The organism is Oscillibacter sp. 1-3 (assembly GCF_000403435.2).
Taxonomy (GTDB): domain Bacteria; phylum Bacillota; class Clostridia; order Oscillospirales; family Oscillospiraceae; genus Oscillibacter.
The window spans coordinates 319,791-337,049 of record NZ_KE159708.1 but is presented as its reverse complement, the minus strand read 5'-3'; the positions used below and the strand labels follow the sequence as shown (position 1 = coordinate 337,049).

Here is a 17,259-nt window from a genome sequence, read left to right as displayed (position 1 = left end):
AAACTCTATTTCAATATGGCCCGCATCCTGGCGATGCACTGGTCATAGCTGAACGCCTCGTTGACATCCTGGGTCAAAAACTCGTTGACTGCGTCAATTTTCGACAACGCGTAGTCAAGGTTGCGGTTGGTCCCCGGCTTGTAGGCGCCGATGGCCACCAGATCTGCGTTTTTCTCATACACGCTCATAATATCCCGAATCCGGGAGGCCAGCTTCCGGTGCTCCGGGTCCACAATCTCCACCATCAGACGGGAGATGCTGGCGGAGACGTCAATGGCCGGGTAGTGGTTGCTGTTGGCCAGGGCGCGGGAGAGGACGATGTGCCCGTCCAGAATGCCCCGGACCGTGTCGGCGATGGGCTCGTTGGTGTCGTCGCCCTCCACCAGTACAGTATATACGCCGGTGATGGAGCCCTTGTCAAAATTTCCGCTGCGCTCCAAAAGCTTGGGCATCTCCGCGTACATGGAGGGGGTGTAGCCTCTGGAGACCGGCGGCTCGCCGATGGCAAGGCCGATCTCCCGCTGGGCCATAGCGAACCGGGTCAGGGAGTCCATCATCAGGAGCACGTCGTACCCCTGGTCCCGGAAGTACTCCGCGATGCCCGTGGCCACGCTGGGGCACTTCATCCGCAGCATGGCGGGCTGGTCGCTGGTGGCAACCACCAGCACAGAGCGGCGCATCCCCTCCTCGCCCAGATCCTTCTGGACGAACTCCAGGACCTCGCGGCCCCGCTCGCCCACCAGGGCGATGACGTTGATGTCCGCCTTCACGTTTTTGGCAATCATGCCCATCAGCGTGGACTTGCCCACGCCGGAGCCGGCGAAGATGCCGATTCTCTGACCCTTGCCGATGGTAATCATGCCGTCTATGGCTTTTACGCCGAACTCCATGCGCTCCCGGATGGGGGGGCGCTGGAGGGGGTTGACATAGGAGCCGCTGACGCAGTAGGGGTCGCCGCCGTCAAAGGGGCCCTTGCCGTCAATGGGCTGGCCCATGGCGTTGATAATGCGGCCCCGGAGGAACTCCCCCACCCGCAGCGTCAGCTGCCGTCCGGTGTTCCGGACGAAATTTCCGGCGGAGATGCCGTTCATGTCCGAGTAGGGCATCAGCAGGATGTGGTCGTTCTTGAAGCCCACTACCTCCGCGGTGACCTGTCCGCCGGAGTCGCCGTTGTAGATCCGGCAGATGTCCCCCACGGCCGCGTGGCCGCCGGAGGCCTCAATGGACATGCCCACGATATTCTCGATCTTTCCTGTCAGGCTGTACGTCTCCGCGTTATAGACCTGGCGGATCATCTGTCGGAACATGAAACCCTCCGCCTAAATTCAGATTGGTGTCCATTCCGCCGGTGGACGTGTCGGACAACATGGTTCGGATATTGTTCAGCTGGGTGGCCGCGCTGGCGTCGATGATCTCGTCCGGCATCTCAATGATGCAGGTGCCGGCCTCGTCATCCGCCATAGGGATGATGCGCACCCGCCCGGACAGGGCGGACAGCGCCGCCGTCAGGGACTGGGGAAGCTTCACCAGCTGCTTTGCGTCGCACTCGGCGATATAGATGTGGACCCACTCCCGCCGCTTGCGCTTGTCGATGGCGGCCTGGATCATCCGGCAGATGACCTCGGAGCTGCTTTTGAGGCTGACGCTCACCACCTTCTCGGCGATGGCCAGGGCCAGATCCCGCAGCTCCTCCACATTGTCATCCATCTGGCGGTCCAGCGCCTGGCCGGCCCGCTCCAGAAATTGGGCCACCTCGGCCCCCTGGGTCTGGGCCTGACGCTCCCGGGCCTCGCGGCCCTCCTCCAGCGCCTGCTGGACGCCCAGGGCGACGCCCTCAGCCCGTCCGGCCTCCAGGCCCGCCCGGCGGCTCTCCTCCAGGATGGACTCGGACTGCTCCCGGGCCTCCCGCCGGGCGTTTTCCAGAATCTCCGCCGCCCGGCGTTCCGCGTCCCGCAGAATCTCATCCGCCTGAATCTGGGCGTAGCTGACGGGGTCCTGGGGCTCTTCCGCCTCCGGCTCCGCAGCCTCCGTCTCGATCTCTGCCTCCGGCTCCGCCGCCTCGCCGGGAGGAGGCGGCTCCAGGATGGGCTCCGCGGTCTGAGGCGTCAGCTCCTCGGCCTCGGGGAAGCGATAGGGCTCTGCCTTTGGGCGGGATATGAATTTCCATACATTAGGCAATGATATCGTCCTTTCCGCCCTTCAGGATAATGATCTCTCCCTTTTCCTCCAGACTGCGGATGATTCCCACGATCCGCTGCTGGGCCTCCTCCACGTCCTTCATGCGGACATTGGATGTAATCTCCAGGTCGTCCTTGATGTTCTGCGCTGTACGGCTGGACATGTTCGTAAACAGCTTGTTGGCGACGTCGGCGTTGGCCGCCTTGAGGGCCAGCACCAGGTCTCTGGGGTCGCAATCCCGCAGAAAGCGCTGGACCGACCGGTCGTCCATGGTGATGATGTCCTCGAAGACGAACATCCGCTTGCGGATCTCGTCCGCCAGCTCCTGGTCGTAGTCGGACAGGCCGTCGAAGATGTTCTTCTCGCTGGTGCGGTCCAGGTTGTTCATGACGCTGGCCACGTAGTCCACGCCGCCGACCTTGATATTGGAGGTGACCATGATATTGTCGAACTGGCCACGCAGCTGGTTTTCGATGATCCTCACGGCGGTGGGGGACACGCCCTCCAGCTTCGCCATGCTCTTGACCACCTGCACCTGCCGGCCCTCGTCCAGGCTGGCCAGCACATCTGCGGCCTTGTCGGGGTCCACGTGGGCCAGCACCAGGGCAATGGTCTGGGGCCGCTCGTTGCGCAGGGTGGATACCATGGATTTCACGTCCACCTTATCCATAAAGGAGAAGGGCCGGTGCTTCAGGGACTTGGTGACCTTGCCCAGCATCTCCTCCGCCGCCTGAGGACCGTAGGCCTTCTCCAGGACCGCTCTGGCATATTCCAGACCGCCCTCGGTGACCGCCTTGTTGCTCAGGCACATCATATAGAACTCGTTGAGAATCTCCTCGGTAATCTCCGAGTCCAGGATTCCCAGCCGGGCCACCTCAAGGGTCAGCTGCTCGACCTCCTCAGGTTCCATAAACCGGTACAGCAGGGACGCCTTCTCCGCGCCCAGGGCGACGACCACTGCCGCGGCCTTCTGTGCGCTGGTGAGCTCCACCTTGGGCTTTTGCTTTTGCTTCGCGGCGGGTTTCGCCTGCGCTGCCGCTGCCGCCTCAGCCATCGTCGTCCCCTCCTCTCAGCCAGTTTCGGACCATCTGCGCCGCAATCTCCGGATTCTCGCTGGCAAACTGCCGGATGTCCTTGCGCAGCTGCATGCTCTGTTCGGTCTGGATCTCCATCACGTCGGCGCCGTTGCCGTCGGTGGCCTGGCCGCCCAGACCCACCGCCGCCAGCAGGGCGTCCACCTCGCTGGCCTGGGCCTCGGCCTCCTCGGCCTCCAGTCTCTTCCGGCGGCGCCGGCGGGCCACCAGAATGACCACCAGCAGGATAATGAACAGCAGCAGTCCGCCCGCCGCCGCGATGAATACCCACATAGGAATGCCGGCGATCTCAATGTCGAAGATACCGGGAACAGGCGCGGGAGGCTCTTCACGGAAGAAGGGATAGGAGATGACGGAGATGCGCCCGTCCAGAATCTCCAGGCCGGTCTCCTCGTCCACCTCGCCGTAGATGCCCGCCGCACGGGCCACGTGCTCCTGCCACTCCGCCGTGTCCACGTTGCCGGCGGTGGTGGAATTGATGCTCACCGCCACCGAGCAGTCCTTCAAATAGCCGGCGGTGGTGACGATATGCTTCTCACTGCGGGAGTTGTCGTAGTCGATCTGTCCGCTGGCGTCCGCCGCAGACTCCGTCCCGTCCAGATTGGGCTTATTCTCCATGTACTGGGAGAAGTCCGGGTTGGGGATGTTGGAGTTGGACTCCGTGCCCACAACGCCGCCGACGGTCTCGTCGCCGTCGCGGTTATAGGACCACTGATAAATCAAAGAACCGATGATGCCCCGGCCGTTGGTCTCGCCGTTCTGGGCGTACTCCGGCAGGTACACGTCCACCCGGTTCTCGGTGACGTTGCCCACCTCTACCACGCAGTTGACGGCCACGTCCACATTTTCCTCGCCGAAGGCGGGCGCCAGCACCTGCATGATCTGAGTGCGGATCTTGTTGGACTGCTCCTCCTCCAGCTGCATTTTCAGGGCGGAGGCGTCGCTGTCGGCGGTGAGGCTTCCGCCGCTGTATGTATTTCCGTAGTCGTCCGTGATGCTGACCCGGCTGATCTCCAGCCCCTGGAGGGAGTTGCTCACAAACTCTCGGATGGCCGCGGCCTGCTGGGTGGTGAGCTTCTTGCCGTCCCGCATGGACACCTTCACGGCGGCGGTCGCATTGACTACGTTGCCGCTGTCCAGGACATAGCCCCGGTCCTCGCCGGGCGTCAGGTTGACAACGGCGTCCTGCACGTTATCAAAGCTGCGAATGGTCGCCCGCAGCTTTTCCTCCAGGTCCATCAGGGTGGCGGCGTTCCGCTCCTGATTGGTGGACAGGGCGCTGAGATTGTCAAAATACTTGGCCTGGCCGGACTGAAACACGTTCTCCATGAGCACCCGGGCCTGCAGCTGACTCTGCTGGCTCTCCGGCACCAGAATCGTGTCCCCGTTCTCCACCTTGTAATCCCGGACGCCCCAGGCGTCCAGGAGCTGCAGCACGCTGGACATCTCGTCCATGCTCACGCCGGTGACCAGCGTGGAGTACGGCTTGTTGTTCAGAACGATTACCAGGATAACGGCGAGAACCACCAGCGCCGCGGCGGCCGCGATGTAAATCTTCTTGGAGATCTTTTTCAGCCGCTCCCAGACCTTGCCCCAAATGGCCTTGGCCTTGTCAACCACCTTGTTCAAACGCCGTCACCTCCTTCTCCTGTCTTGTTTGTCTCATCTCTCCATAATCCTGTGCCGTTTAAGATCCCGTTCAGAATCCGCGGCAACTACTCAAGCACGACAAATAGGGGGAGGCCTTCCCCCTATTCGTTCAATATCAGAGACTGATCCTCGTCAGCTCGGAGTAGGCGTCCAGCGCCTTGTTGCGCAGCTGGATCAAAAGGTCCAGCGCAATGGATTCCTTCTCGGCGGCGATGGTCACCGCGGAAGGGTTATCCAGCTGTCCCGTGGACAGCAGATATTGGGCCTCCCGCACCTCCATATCGGTCTGCTTCACATTGTCAATGGCGGACTGAAACACCGCCCCAAACAAGCTCTGGTCCCCCCGGACCGTCTCTACAGGCTTTGCGCTCTTGACTCCGGAAATCGGCTCCAGCTGTTCAATGGGTGTAATCATAGCTCAATTCCTCCCTGCGCTTACTTTCCGATCTCCAGCCCCTGGGCGATCACAGTTTTTAAGGTATTAAAGGCCGTCACGTTGGAGGCGTAGGCCTGGGCGGCCGCCATGGCGTCCGTCATCTCCTTGACCATGTCCACGTTGGGCATCTCCACATACCCCTCCTCGTTGGCGTCGGGGTGGGTGGGGTCATAGACCAGGGGCAGGTCGGAGGGGTCCTCCAAAATGTTCGTCACCCGCACGCCACCGGCGGTGGTCTTCCCGCTGGCAGGAGCCAGGCCGTAGGCCGCCCGGGCCATGGCGGCCCGGAAGCCGTCCTTGCCCGTCTCGGCCTCAAACACCACCACCTTGCGGCGGTAGGGGCCCTCCCCGTTCTCCACCCGGGTGGTGGTGGAGTTGGTCACGTTCTCCGCAATAATATCCAGCCGCAGCTGCTGGGCCGTCAGGCCGGAGCCCACGATATTCATGGTGCTCAAAAAACCCATAACGCTCTCCATTTCCCGCCGGACGGCAGTCCGGCGTACAATCAACTCGCTTCTATTTTACAGGGCCGCCCTGAAATGTTTCTGAAATCATCCCCGGACCGCCGCATGCAGCAGCTTGAGGTCGCTGTTGATGGCGTTGAGCACATAGCGCATCTGGTAGGCGTTGCGCATGGCCTCCACGCTTTGGGCGGTGACGTTGATGCCGTTCTCGTCCATGCGGGCGGAGTCCAGGTGCTCGGTTACGGCGAACTCCGACTCCTCCAGCACCTGCCGCGCGGTCTGCCGGGGCTTCACGCCGGAGCGGGCCGTCTCCAGCTTGGAGCGGACCGTCTCCTCAAATGTAACCACCTTGGCTTTGTAGTTGGGCGTTTCGGCGTTGGCGATGTTGTCCAGAATGGCCGCCTGCTTCGTCCACAAAAAGCCCAGGGACTTCTCCATCAGCAAAAAGGAGTTGGTCGACAGAAAATCCAATTGAATCCCTCCTAAAAAAGCGATAAAAAGGATGAAAAAGATATAGTGTCCCATCTCGCGGCCGGTTTGGGCCCCTGCCGCATGGTACACTATACAGTACTCTTCCAAATAAGAATGACACCCCCACCGGAGCACCTCGCGCACCGCCGGCTCCAAACAGCCCCCGCGGTGGGAGAATACACATATGTACAGAATGTTTTTCCGTTGTCCATTATAGTACGAACCACCTGGAAAATGCAAGAGGTTTTTCCGCATTTCCGCCTTCCATATTTTTGCTCACCCAAAATTTGAACGCAATATGGTTCTATTTTCAACGTATTTTAATTCTGTTTTTTGTAATTTTCACAAAAAACCTCGCTTTTCCTGCGGCATTTCAGGTCTTTCGCTTTTTCCTCTTATTCATTTTTTGTATACTCCGCCACATATTCGTTTGTCCGCGGCGCATCTTTCGGCAAAACGTCAGTTTCTGGTTCTCGTTTGCCATTTTACCCAAAATGAGCACCGGCTCTCTAATTTTTCACCCTTTCCCCGATACAACTGCTTGCCAGCTTCTGTTTTTTATGCTAAGATAGGAATGGACTTTTATCCTTCCACAACGTCCCGCCGGCGGCGGGCGCCACGCTTATTTAAGGATGTGATCCCACGCGTATGAAAAAGACCCGAAAAGAGAAAATCCTGATTGTTGACGACTCTGAGCTGAACCGGGCGATCCTCGCCGACATGCTGGGAGAGGAATACGACATTGTAGAGGCGGAAAACGGCCTGGAGGGCGTCGGCATTCTTCAAAAGATGGGTACGGAGCTCTCCCTGGTGCTGCTGGACATCGTCATGCCGGAGATGGACGGCTTCGGCGTGCTGGACACCATGCACCAGAACCACTGGATCGACGACATCCCCGTCATCATGATCTCCGCCGAAAGCGGCTCCAGCCACATCGAGCGGGCCTATGAGCTGGGGGTCACGGACTTCATTGCCCGTCCCTTTGACGCGCTGATCGTCCACCGCCGGGTGGTGAACACCCTCCTGCTCTACGCCAAGCAGAAAAAGCTGGTGGGCATGGTTGCGGACCAGATCTATGAGAAGGAGCGCCAGGGCAACCTGATGATCGACATTCTCAGCCACATCGTGGAATTCCGCAACGGCGAGAGCGGCCTCCACGTGCTCCATGTCCGCACACTGACGGAACTGCTGCTGCACAGGCTCTCCCAGAAGACGGACCGCTACCGCCTCACCCCCGGGGATATCTCCATCATCACCACCGCCTCCTCCCTCCACGACATCGGCAAGATCGCCATTGACGAGAACATCCTCAACAAGCCCGGCAAGCTGACGGAGGAGGAGTTCACCGTGATGAAAACCCACACCACCGTAGGCGCGGATATGCTGGAAAACCTTCCCATCCACCAGCATGATCCGCTGGTGAAGGTGGCCTATCAGATCTGCCGCTGGCATCACGAGCGCTATGACGGCCGGGGCTATCCCGACGGGCTGCAGGGAGACGACATCCCCATCTCCGCCCAGGTGGTGGCCCTGGCGGACGTGTACGACGCCCTCACCAGCGTCCGCGTATACAAGCCGCCCTTCCCCCACGACGAGGCTGTCCAGATGATTCTGGACGGCAAGTGCGGAACCTTTAATCCCCTGCTGCTGGAATGTCTCCAGGAGAATTCCGAAATCATCCGCTCCGGCCTTACCGGCGACACGCAGGCCCAGAGGGACCAGAGGGAGATGCGGAATATCTCCCAGGAGATGCACCGCTATGAGGAGCTCACCGCCTCGGAGCGCACCCTGCAGCTGCTGGAGCATGAGCGGATGAAGTACAGCTTCTTCGCCGCCATGACTCAGGAGATTCAGTTTGAGTACACCGCCTCCCCCGCCATGGTAACCATCTCCGCCTGGGGCGCGGAGAAGCTGGGCCTGGGGGAGACCGTCATGGACCCGCTTCACAATGAAGGCGTTCTGGCCCTGATGGACCCCGAGTGGGTCCAGGGCCTGTCCAACGCCCTGCACAGCACCTGCCCGGACCAGCCGGTGGTGTCCTATGACTGCCAGCTGAACCTCAACGGCGAGACGCGCTGGTACAGAATTGTGGCCCGGGCCATCTGGTCCGCCGACGAGCCCGCCCGCTACACCGGCGCCATCGGAAAGGCCATCGACATCCACGACTCCCGGATGAAGCTCCACGCCCTGGAGCAGATGGCCTCCCATGACACGCTCACCGGCCTTTTGAACCACGCCTACGCCAAAAAGCGCATCCTGGAGCGAATCGAAGGCCGGCCCACCGCCAGCTTCGCCCTGGCCATCTTCGATCTGGACCACTTCAAGTCCGCCAACGACACCTACGGCCACTCCTTCGGCGACCATGTTCTGACATATGTGGCGGAGAAGCTGCGCCAGAGCATCCGCGGCGGCGACATTGCCGCCCGTGTGGGCGGGGACGAGTTCCTCATCTTCCTGGAGCACAAGGGGGACGTAGAGCCGGTGGTGTCCCGGATCTTTGAATCCCTCTGCGGTACATACGAGGATTTCACCATCTCCGTCAGCATGGGCATCGCCCCGACGGCCCTGGTGGGCTGCGACTATGACACGCTGTTCCACGCGGCGGACCAGGCCCTGTACACCGTAAAGCGCGGCGGACGCGGCCGGTACCGCTTCTACGACGAAACCATGAAACAAATGCTCTCCGTCATCTCCCCCATCGACGACGGCGGCGGGGATGCGGAGACCGCTTCGGCGGATCAGAAAGGAGACGGGCAGATATGACACTGCAGGAGTGCTACGCCGCCATGGGCGGCAACTATGACGAGGTCCTCGGCCGCCTTCGCAGCGACCGTCTGATTCAGAAATTTGTGCTCAAATTTGTGGACGACGGCAGCTACCAGCTGCTGCTGGACTCCATGTCCTCCCAAAACTACGAGGAGGCCTTCCGGGCCGCCCACACCATCAAGGGCGTGTGCCAGAACCTGGGCCTCACCCGGCTGCTGAACTCCAGCAGCCAGCTCAGCGAGGCCCTGCGCCACGGCTATACTCCGGAGGCGGACGGCCTTGCGGAGCAGGTGGGCCGGGACTATCAGGACACCGTCGGCGCCATTCGGGCCTTTCAGGCCGCCGCCGGGACATGACGCAGGATACCGTCATCCGCGGACACGGAGGTACTGACAGATGAACAACAACAAAAAAACGCTTCGCTTTCTGATGGTGAGCCTGATCGCCGTCTCAATCCTCTGCGTCTGCATCTTCTCCTTTCTGGCTTTCTATATGAACCAGCGGAGCGGGGAGACGATCAACAGTGTGGGCAAGATCTATATGTCCGGCATGAGCCAGCAGATCTCCAAGCACTTTGAGACTACCATGGATCTGCGGCTGAGCCAGTTGGAGGCCCTGGTGGAGACCAACCTCCCCGGCAGCGTAAACCGGGACGCCCTGACGGAAAACCTGGTTTACAGCGCCAGGGCGCGGGGCTTTGAGCACCTGGCCCTCTGTTCCGCAGACGGCGGCTTTGAAACCCTCTACGGCAGCGACCTGACCGTGACCGATCCGGAGCCCTTCCTGAGCTCCCTGAATGCCGGCGAGAAAAAGATCGCCGTAGGCACCGATCCGGCCGGAAACCGCGTGGTCCTGATGGGGGTCCCCTGCGCTTATCCCATGTCCGGCGGAGGGACGTGCGCCGCCCTGGTGGCAGCCCTGCCGGTGGATTACATCAGCGACACCCTCTCCCTTGACGACGAGGACGGCATGATGTACTCCCATATCATCCGGCAGGACGGCTCCTTCGTCATCCGCAACGGCGAGGCCTACCGGGACAACTACTTTGACCGGATCTACGCCATCTATGACGAACTGGGTGGCCGCGACGCCGGTCAGCACGTCCAGGAGCTCCAGGCCGCCATGGATGCGGGGGAGGATTACTCCACCGTGCTGGTCATCGGCAAGGAACGGCGCCACCTGCTGTGCACCAAGCTGTCCTACTCGGAGTGGTATCTGGTGGTGGTCATGCCCTACGGCACTTTGAACGAGGAGATCGCCCATCTCAGCCACCAGTGGAGTTCTATGGCCATCGCCGGGTGCGTGGTGGTGCTGGCGGCGCTGCTGCTGATCTTCTTCCGCTACATTCAGATCACCAAGCAGCAGCTGGCCGAGCTGGAGCAGGCCCGGCAGGACGCAGTCTCCGCCAACAAGGCCAAAAGCGAGTTCCTCTCCAACATGAGCCATGACATCCGCACGCCCATGAACGCCATCGTGGGCATGACGGCCATCGCCACAGCCAATATCGAAAACCAGCAGCAGGTACAGCACTGCCTGAAAAAAATCGCCCTGTCCAGCAAGCACCTGCTGAACCTCATCAACGACGTGCTGGACATGTCCAAGATCGAGAGCGGAAAGATGACGCTGAACATCGACCAGCTCTCTCTGCGGGAGATGATGGACGGCATTGTCAACATCGTCCAGCCCCAAGTGCACGCCAAGCAGCAGCAGTTTGACATCTTCATCCATGACATTGTGTCGGAGAACGTGTGTTGCGACAGCGTGCGGCTGAACCAGGTGGTTCTGAACCTCCTGTCCAATGCCGTGAAGTTCACGCCGGTGGAGGGCCGCATCCACATCGCCCTGTACCAGGAGCCCTCCCCCAAGGGAGAGGACTTCATCCGCACCCATCTGCTGGTGAAGGACAGCGGCATCGGCATGTCCCCGGAGTTCCAGGCAAAGATCTTCGACTCCTTCTCCCGGGAGGACAGCCGCCGCGTCCAGCGGACCGAGGGCACCGGCCTGGGCATGGCCATCACCAAATTCATTGTGGACGCCATGGGCGGCACCATCCAGCTCCACAGCGAACAGGGCAAGGGCTCTGAGTTCCACGTGACGCTGGACCTGGAGAAATCCACCGTGCAGGAGGCGGACATGGTCCTGCCGAACTGGAACATGCTGGTAGTGGACGACGACAGGGAGCTGTGCGAGAGCACGGTGGCCTCCCTGAAATCCATCGGCCTCCACGCCGAGTGGACCCTGGACGGCGAGAGCGCCGTCCGCATGGCGGAGGAGCGCTTCCTGCGGCACGACGGCTATCACATCATACTGTTGGACTGGAAGCTGCCCAGAATGGACGGCATCGAAACCGCCCGGGAGCTGCGCCGCCGTTTGGGGGAGAATATCCCCATCCTGCTGATCTCCGCCTATGACTGGGGGGACATTGAAGCAGAGGCCAAGAGCGTCGGCATCAACGGCTTTATCTCCAAGCCCCTGTTCAAATCCACCCTCTTCTACGGCCTGCGTCCCTTTGTGGATACCGGCGAGACCGTGCCGGAGAACCTGCCCCAGGAGCATGTGGCGGATTTCAGCGGCAGGCGCATCCTGCTGGCGGAGGACAACGAGCTCAACTGGGAGATCGCCGACGAGCTGCTCACCAGCCTGGGGCTGGAGCTGGACTGGGCGGAAAACGGCAAGATCTGTGTGGAGAAGTTCAGCGCCGCCGCTCCAGGCTATTACGACGCGGTCCTCATGGACCTGCGGATGCCCATCATGACAGGCTACGAGGCCACCCAGGCCATCCGAGCCCTGGACCGCCCCGACGCCTCCCTCCCCATCATCGCCATGACCGCCGACGCCTTCTCCGAGGACATCCAGCGGTGCCTGGACGCGGGCATGAACGCCCATATCTCCAAGCCCATCGACCTGCGGGAGGTCTCCCGGCTGCTGGAAAAATATCTGGACCAATAAGCGCCGCAGGGCGGACAGAAATCTTTTCTACATATGGAGTTTTCCGACAAACTGAGGCGGCGGGCATTGCCCGCCGTCCTTCCTCATGCGCTTCTTTCCGACAAATTTTGATAAAATTCGACAAAAACTTGTTTTTCTTCTCTTTTTTTGCTATTCTGTTACCGTCGCAGGCAGTGTTTTCCATGGTTTTTCATTCCGTCCCCGGCAAATGCTACTGCCAACGCCCAGACCGTGTCTCAGCCGCCTGAAAGGAGCTTGCCATGGAATCACGTCAAATACAGCCTGAATCCCTGTTTCCCGCCATTGCCGCCCAAATCCGGGGGGCTCTCAGCACCTTTCATCTCGCGGCCGTACAGGCGGTTCCGCCGGAGGCCCGGGAGAAAGATCCGGACCTGGACCGCAAAGCCGCCGTTATGGACCAGAGCTATTACAGGCTGCTGCGGCTGGTAAACCTCCTCTCTGCCGCCGCCCTTCCGGAGGACGCACCCCTGTCCCTCCAGAACCGGGATCTGACGGAGCTCGTGGGGGAGATCTGCGACCGGGCCGGAGATCTGGCCCAATCTCTGGGGCTGGAGGTTCGGTTTTCCTGCGCCCTTTCCCGCCATGTCTGCGCGGTGGACCCCCAGATGCTGGAGCAGCTGCTGTTTCATCTGCTCTCCAACGCCTTCAAGTTCACCCCGCCCGGCGGCTCCGTCACCGTAGAGCTGCGGGTTCAGGCCAGGCGGGTGCTTCTCTCCGTCACTGACACCGGCCAGGGCATTCCCCCGGAACGCCTGGCCTCTCTGTTTGACGGCTATCTCCACATGGAGCGGCAGGCGCCCGCCCCCTGCGGCATGGGGCTGGGACTGTCCCTGTGCCGCAAAATCGCAGAGCGCCACGGCGGCATGCTGATGGCGGAATCCCAGGTGGACAAGGGCAGCCGCTTTACGCTCTCTCTGCCGGACCGGCGGGTGGAGGGCTCCGTATCCGACGTCCCCTTCGACTATGCCGGAGGCTTTAACCGCACCCTGCTGGCCCTGGCGGACGCCCTGCCCGTTCAGGCGTTTCGTATCCGCAGCCAAAGCTGACTCTCCTTCCCACAGCGGCGAGCGGCCTCTTTTCCCGAGCGGAGCTGGCACAGCGGAACATATACAATTATATATACGCTTATAGCAAACGTCAAAGTTCCTGACAAACGGACTGCCCCCTACAGGCAATGCGCAGGGGCGGCCGCCCGTTGTCAGCAATTTTGAAGATTGCTGCAGGCCCTGTTTGATAAATGGCAAAATCCTCAGCGGCGAGAGATTGATTTGCCGATAAGGCGATTTGACGCCGTCATACTCTTGTATGGCAAGGAAACCCAGCGCGGAGCGGGGGGGGGAAATCCATCGCTTGGGCGTTGTGGCATATTTCAAACAAGGCTTGGTCTGTGACTGAGCAGGCCCCATATTTTAGAAGCTGTACCAATAGGCGGCACATATTTTGGCACCGCTTCTCAACATTTTCAAGCAGAACCCACATTCCGGCTCCTCTGCCGCGGACCGGAATGTTTTTCTTTTCTTTTTTTCCATTATGGACTACAATATTTCTATACCCTGATTGAGAGGAGCGACCATATGTCTTTTAAGCGTGTCTGCGTGGCGATGAGCGGCGGTGTGGACAGCACCGGCGCCGCCCTTTTGCTGCTGCGGCAGGGATACGACGTCTTCGGCGTCACTCTGCGCCTGCGGTCGGACGATCCCCGCGCCCAGGAACCGGAGATTGAGGCCGCCCGGGCCGCCGCCGGCGTGCTGGGCATCTCCCACACGGTGCTGGACCTGCGGGACCTGTTCCGGACGGCGGTCATAGACCGCTTCGTCTCCGAGTACGCCCAAGGGCGCACCCCCAACCCCTGCCTGGACTGCAACCGGGCCGTCAAATTCGGCGCCATGCTGGACTGGGCGCTGGAGCAGGGGGCCGACGCCCTGGCCACCGGCCACTACGCAGGCGTCGCCTTTGACGACGTCTCCGGCCGCTGGCAGCTTCTGCGGGGCCGGGACCGCAGGAAGGACCAGAGCTACTTCCTCTACCAGCTGACCCAGCGCCAGCTCTCCCATCTGCTTCTGCCGGTGGGAGAATACGAAAAGCCCGCCTTGCGGGCCCTGGCGGAGAAGGCGGGCCTTGCCAACGCCCACCGGGCGGACAGTCAGGACATCTGCTTCATCCCGGAGGGGGAGTATGTGGCGTTTCTGGAGCGTCACAGCGGTGCGGAACTGGTCCCCGGCGACTTCGTGGATCAGGCGGGCCGCGTTCTGGGCCGTCACAGGGGGCTGCCCTGCTACACCACCGGCCAGCGGAAGGGCCTGGGCGTCAGCGCAGACACGCCGCTGTACGTGCTGGATAAGGACCCCGCCACCAACACCGTGACCCTGGGACCCGACAGCGCCCTGTACACCCGGGAGCTGAGGGCAAAGCGGCTGAACTGGATCTCCATTCCCGCCCTGGAGGCGCCCATGGCCGTCACCGCCAGAACCCGGCACAGCCAGCGGGAGGCCGCCGCCGTGGCGGAGCCCCTGCCGGACGGCCATGTTCTAGTGACCTTCCAGGAGCCCCAGCGGGCCGTCACACCAGGCCAGGCCGTGGTGTTCTACAGCGGCGAGTCGGTGGTGGGCGGCGGTACCATCGTAAAATGAAAAGGGACGCCTCATAGAGGCGTCCCTTTTACCGGTCGCTGGTCAGCCAGCAGTCCTGAAAGATCAGATCATCCACGTCTCCGGGGATGTCATTCCGCAAAAAAATCACAATCATATCCTCCCTTGCATTTGCGCTTCCCGCCAGTATATGCTCCTGGGAGAAAAAAGATACACGAAATCTGGGACGCCGGAAAAATAATTCCCAGCCTTTCGCAAAAGATACTCGGCAGGCCAGGACAGGCGGCCCCGGTGCGGGGCCGCCTGTCTCTTTGCTTATAGGAACTCCTCTATGGTCTTCTGCACCTCCGCCACGTCCATAGGCTTTGCCAGATGGGCATTCATCCCGCTCTCGGCGGATCTGCGCAGGTCGCTCTCAAACACATTGGCTGACAGCGCAATGATGGGGATCTTCGCCAGCGCCGGGTCTGACAGGCCGCGGATCGCCCGGGCCGCCTCCCAGCCGTTCATCACCGGCATTTGAATATCCATCAAAATCACATCGTAGTCCCCGGGCCGGGCCTGCTGCATCTTCTCCACAGCCACACTGCCATCCGGCGCGGTGTCGATGACATATCCCAGCTCCTGGAGCAGCTCCGTTGCGATCTCACGATTGATCTCATTGTCCTCCACCAGCAGGATTTTCCTGGGCTGGACGGACGCCTCCTCCTCTTCCGCGGCAGGCTGCGCCTGATCCGGCTGAATGCGGAAATCGAGGGTGGCGGTAAAAATACTGCCCCTGTTCACCTCGCTGCGCACGGAGATGGTTCCGCCCATTTTGTCCACAATGCTCTTGGCGATGGACATCCCCAGCCCTATGCCGTGGACGCCGCTGTGGGTGGTGTCCCGCTCCCGGGAGAAGGGCTCGAAGATCCGGGCCAGAAACTCCTGGCTGATGCCGATGCCGGTATCCGCCACCTCTAGCTGGTAAACCGCGTACTGCTCCGACATCAGCCCCCGCTCCGTAAGAGTCACTTCCACCCTGCCGCCAGGCTTCGTATAGGTTATGGCGTTGTTGGTCAGGTACGTCGCCAGCTGCCGCACCTTCTCCTCATCGCCGTAAATGCCGCTGTGATGCACGCCGGAGCAGTCCAGGGTGAAGTCGATGTTCTTCTCCGCCGCCTGGGGGGCCATGAAGTCATAGACCTGCCGGATGATGCCGCACAGGTCGCAGGCCTCCTCCTGGGTGCGGGCGTCCCCGGTCACCGCCGCAGAGATCTCCAGCACCCGCTCGATCATACCCATCAGCTGCCGGGCGGAGGACTCCATCCGGCCGATGTAGCTCCGGGCCGCATCCGGCTCCCGCAGATGTTTCCTCGCCAGGGCCGCGAAGCCAAAGATGGCGTTCATGGGCGTGCGCATATCGTGGGACATGTTGGAGAGAAAGGTGTCCTTGGCCGCTATCGCCTGGTTCGCCTTTTCCAGGGCCTCCGCCAGCAGCTGCTTTTGCTCCATCTCGTGGTGGATCTCCTCATCCATCCGCCGGGAACCCATGACAAGCTGGGAGGCCCGCCGCTCACCGCCCACATCCACCAGCTGGAGCTGGAGATACTTCTCTTCGCCGTCCTCCACCACCCGGTAATTCACATAGAAGCTCCCGTCCGTCAGCAGCTTTCTGCGGATGGCCTCTACGTTGAGCGCCGCCCCCACGGCCTCCCGCTCCTCCGGGTGAACCCAGATGCTCACATAGTCCGCCAGATAACCGCTGAAGGAGCGGAGCCCCCGGTCCTCCCCAAACATCCGGCTGGTCCGGCTGCTGAGGCGGTAGGGCCGGATCTGGTCGCAGTCCAGCTCTCCGTAGAGAATCGTCTCGTAATTCGCGCTGAGCCCCTCAATTACTTTCAGCCGCCGCAGGTACTCCTGGTTGAGCTGGGACCGCTCCTTGTCATACTCCTCGGTCAGAAGCGCAAGCTGACGTTCCCTCTCCCGCTTCTCGCTGAGCAGAAGCGTCCGCTCAATAATCCGCCGGTTCCGCTTTCCTGTGGCGTCGCTTAAAAACACATAGAAGATGTCCCGGCCGGAGCCGCCCCGGACAAAGTGGCCGTAGTCCTCAATCCACCGGATCTGTCCATCTCTCCGGCGCACCCGGTACTCCACATAGTCCAGATCATACTTGCTCCTGGCCACCTGCTCCCGGATGCTCCGCTCCACCTCGTCCAGATCCTCAGGACACACGATTCCCCGGAAGGAGTTCCCCGTCAGCGTCCGCAACTCCTCCATGGAGCCACACTGAAAAATCCTCAGCAGAGCGCGGTTGGCGTAGATGATCTCCTCGCCGCCGTCGGCGTAGTAGATCAGCACGCCGCCGGGCATCTCCTCCATAAACCGGAGATTCTCCAGGGCCGCCTGAAATTCCGGTCCCTGGGGCAGAGTGCGCAGAAGCTCCCCGCCGGCATCGCCCAGCAGCTGGTCAAGCTCCACATGGCCGGCCTGGAGGACGCTCAATAGCTCCGCAATACGGCCTATCAGATGGTTGTTCCGGCTCCGCTCTTCCATAGCGCCCTCCTCCGGTTAAATTCACCCTGGATTCCCCTGTATTCGCAGCCGCCATGCGCTTTGCGCGGCGGCAGGCCTTCGGCCTGCCGCCTTTCAGCTCTGCTTAC

General features: G+C 61.3%; 13 protein-coding genes. 5 read left to right on the top strand and 8 right to left on the bottom strand.

All coding sequences use genetic code 11. The features are described from left to right. Positions 1 to 5: 5 nt before the first annotated feature. From fliI to C816_RS11920, 7 genes are all read right to left on the bottom strand, one after another. On the bottom strand, positions 6 to 1,307 hold the full coding sequence (gene fliI / locus C816_RS11950) for a flagellar protein export ATPase FliI (RefSeq protein ID WP_016322648.1): 1,302 nt from the start codon (positions 1,305 to 1,307) through the stop codon (positions 6 to 8). Then, complete coding sequence (locus C816_RS11945) at positions 1,276 to 2,178, bottom strand: FliH/SctL family protein (RefSeq protein ID WP_016322647.1); 903 nt, start codon at positions 2,176 to 2,178, stop codon at positions 1,276 to 1,278. The genes fliI and C816_RS11945 overlap by 32 nt, the downstream gene beginning before the upstream one ends. After that, positions 2,171 to 3,232, bottom strand: coding sequence for a flagellar motor switch protein FliG (gene fliG, locus C816_RS11940; RefSeq protein ID WP_016322646.1), 1,062 nt, complete (start codon positions 3,230 to 3,232; stop codon positions 2,171 to 2,173). Before fliG ends, C816_RS11945 begins: the two co-directional genes overlap by 8 nt. Beyond that, positions 3,225 to 4,892 (bottom strand): flagellar M-ring protein FliF C-terminal domain-containing protein, encoded by a 1,668-nt coding sequence (locus C816_RS11935; protein ID WP_040655561.1) that lies wholly within the window; start codon positions 4,890 to 4,892, stop codon positions 3,225 to 3,227. The genes fliG and C816_RS11935 overlap by 8 nt, the downstream gene beginning before the upstream one ends. A gap of 145 nt (positions 4,893 to 5,037) precedes the next feature. After that, on the bottom strand, positions 5,038 to 5,337 hold the full coding sequence (locus tag C816_RS11930; protein WP_016322644.1) for a flagellar hook-basal body complex protein FliE: 300 nt from the start codon (positions 5,335 to 5,337) through the stop codon (positions 5,038 to 5,040). Between the two features lie 20 nt (positions 5,338 to 5,357). Then, positions 5,358 to 5,822, bottom strand: a complete 465-nt coding sequence (gene flgC, locus C816_RS11925) for a flagellar basal body rod protein FlgC (RefSeq protein WP_016322643.1) — start codon at positions 5,820 to 5,822, stop codon at positions 5,358 to 5,360. An 87-nt stretch (positions 5,823 to 5,909) separates the two neighbouring features. After that, positions 5,910 to 6,293 carry a flagellar basal body rod protein FlgB gene (locus C816_RS11920; protein ID WP_040655560.1) on the bottom strand — a complete coding sequence of 128 codons (384 nt, stop codon included), beginning with the start codon at positions 6,291 to 6,293 and terminating at the stop codon, positions 5,910 to 5,912. A 648-nt stretch (positions 6,294 to 6,941) separates the two neighbouring features. On the opposite strand from C816_RS11920, the gene C816_RS11910 reads away from it, so the two are divergent. The 5 genes from C816_RS11910 to mnmA all read left to right on the top strand — a co-directional run bounded on the left by C816_RS11910 (position 6,942) and on the right by mnmA (position 14,659). Continuing rightward, positions 6,942 to 9,056, top strand: a complete 2,115-nt coding sequence (locus tag C816_RS11910) for a diguanylate cyclase (RefSeq protein ID WP_016322641.1) — start codon at positions 6,942 to 6,944, stop codon at positions 9,054 to 9,056. Further along, positions 9,053 to 9,415 carry an Hpt domain-containing protein gene (locus tag C816_RS11905; protein ID WP_016322640.1) on the top strand — a complete coding sequence of 121 codons (363 nt, stop codon included), beginning with the start codon at positions 9,053 to 9,055 and terminating at the stop codon, positions 9,413 to 9,415. Before C816_RS11910 ends, C816_RS11905 begins: the two co-directional genes overlap by 4 nt. Before the next feature lie 40 nt (positions 9,416 to 9,455). Then, on the top strand, positions 9,456 to 12,008 hold the full coding sequence (locus tag C816_RS11900; protein ID WP_016322639.1) for a hybrid sensor histidine kinase/response regulator: 2,553 nt from the start codon (positions 9,456 to 9,458) through the stop codon (positions 12,006 to 12,008). A gap of 260 nt (positions 12,009 to 12,268) precedes the next feature. Then, entirely contained in the window at positions 12,269 to 13,075 is an 807-nt protein-coding gene (locus tag C816_RS11895) for a sensor histidine kinase (protein WP_016322638.1), read from the top strand. A 528-nt stretch (positions 13,076 to 13,603) separates the two neighbouring features. After that, positions 13,604 to 14,659, top strand: a complete 1,056-nt coding sequence (gene mnmA / locus C816_RS11890) for a tRNA 2-thiouridine(34) synthase MnmA (RefSeq protein WP_016322637.1) — start codon at positions 13,604 to 13,606, stop codon at positions 14,657 to 14,659. Between the two features lie 273 nt (positions 14,660 to 14,932). Here mnmA and C816_RS11885 read toward each other — a convergent pair whose 3' ends face one another. Continuing rightward, positions 14,933 to 17,152, bottom strand: a complete 2,220-nt coding sequence (locus tag C816_RS11885) for a hybrid sensor histidine kinase/response regulator (protein WP_016322636.1) — start codon at positions 17,150 to 17,152, stop codon at positions 14,933 to 14,935. Between the last annotated feature and the right edge of the window lie 107 nt (positions 17,153 to 17,259).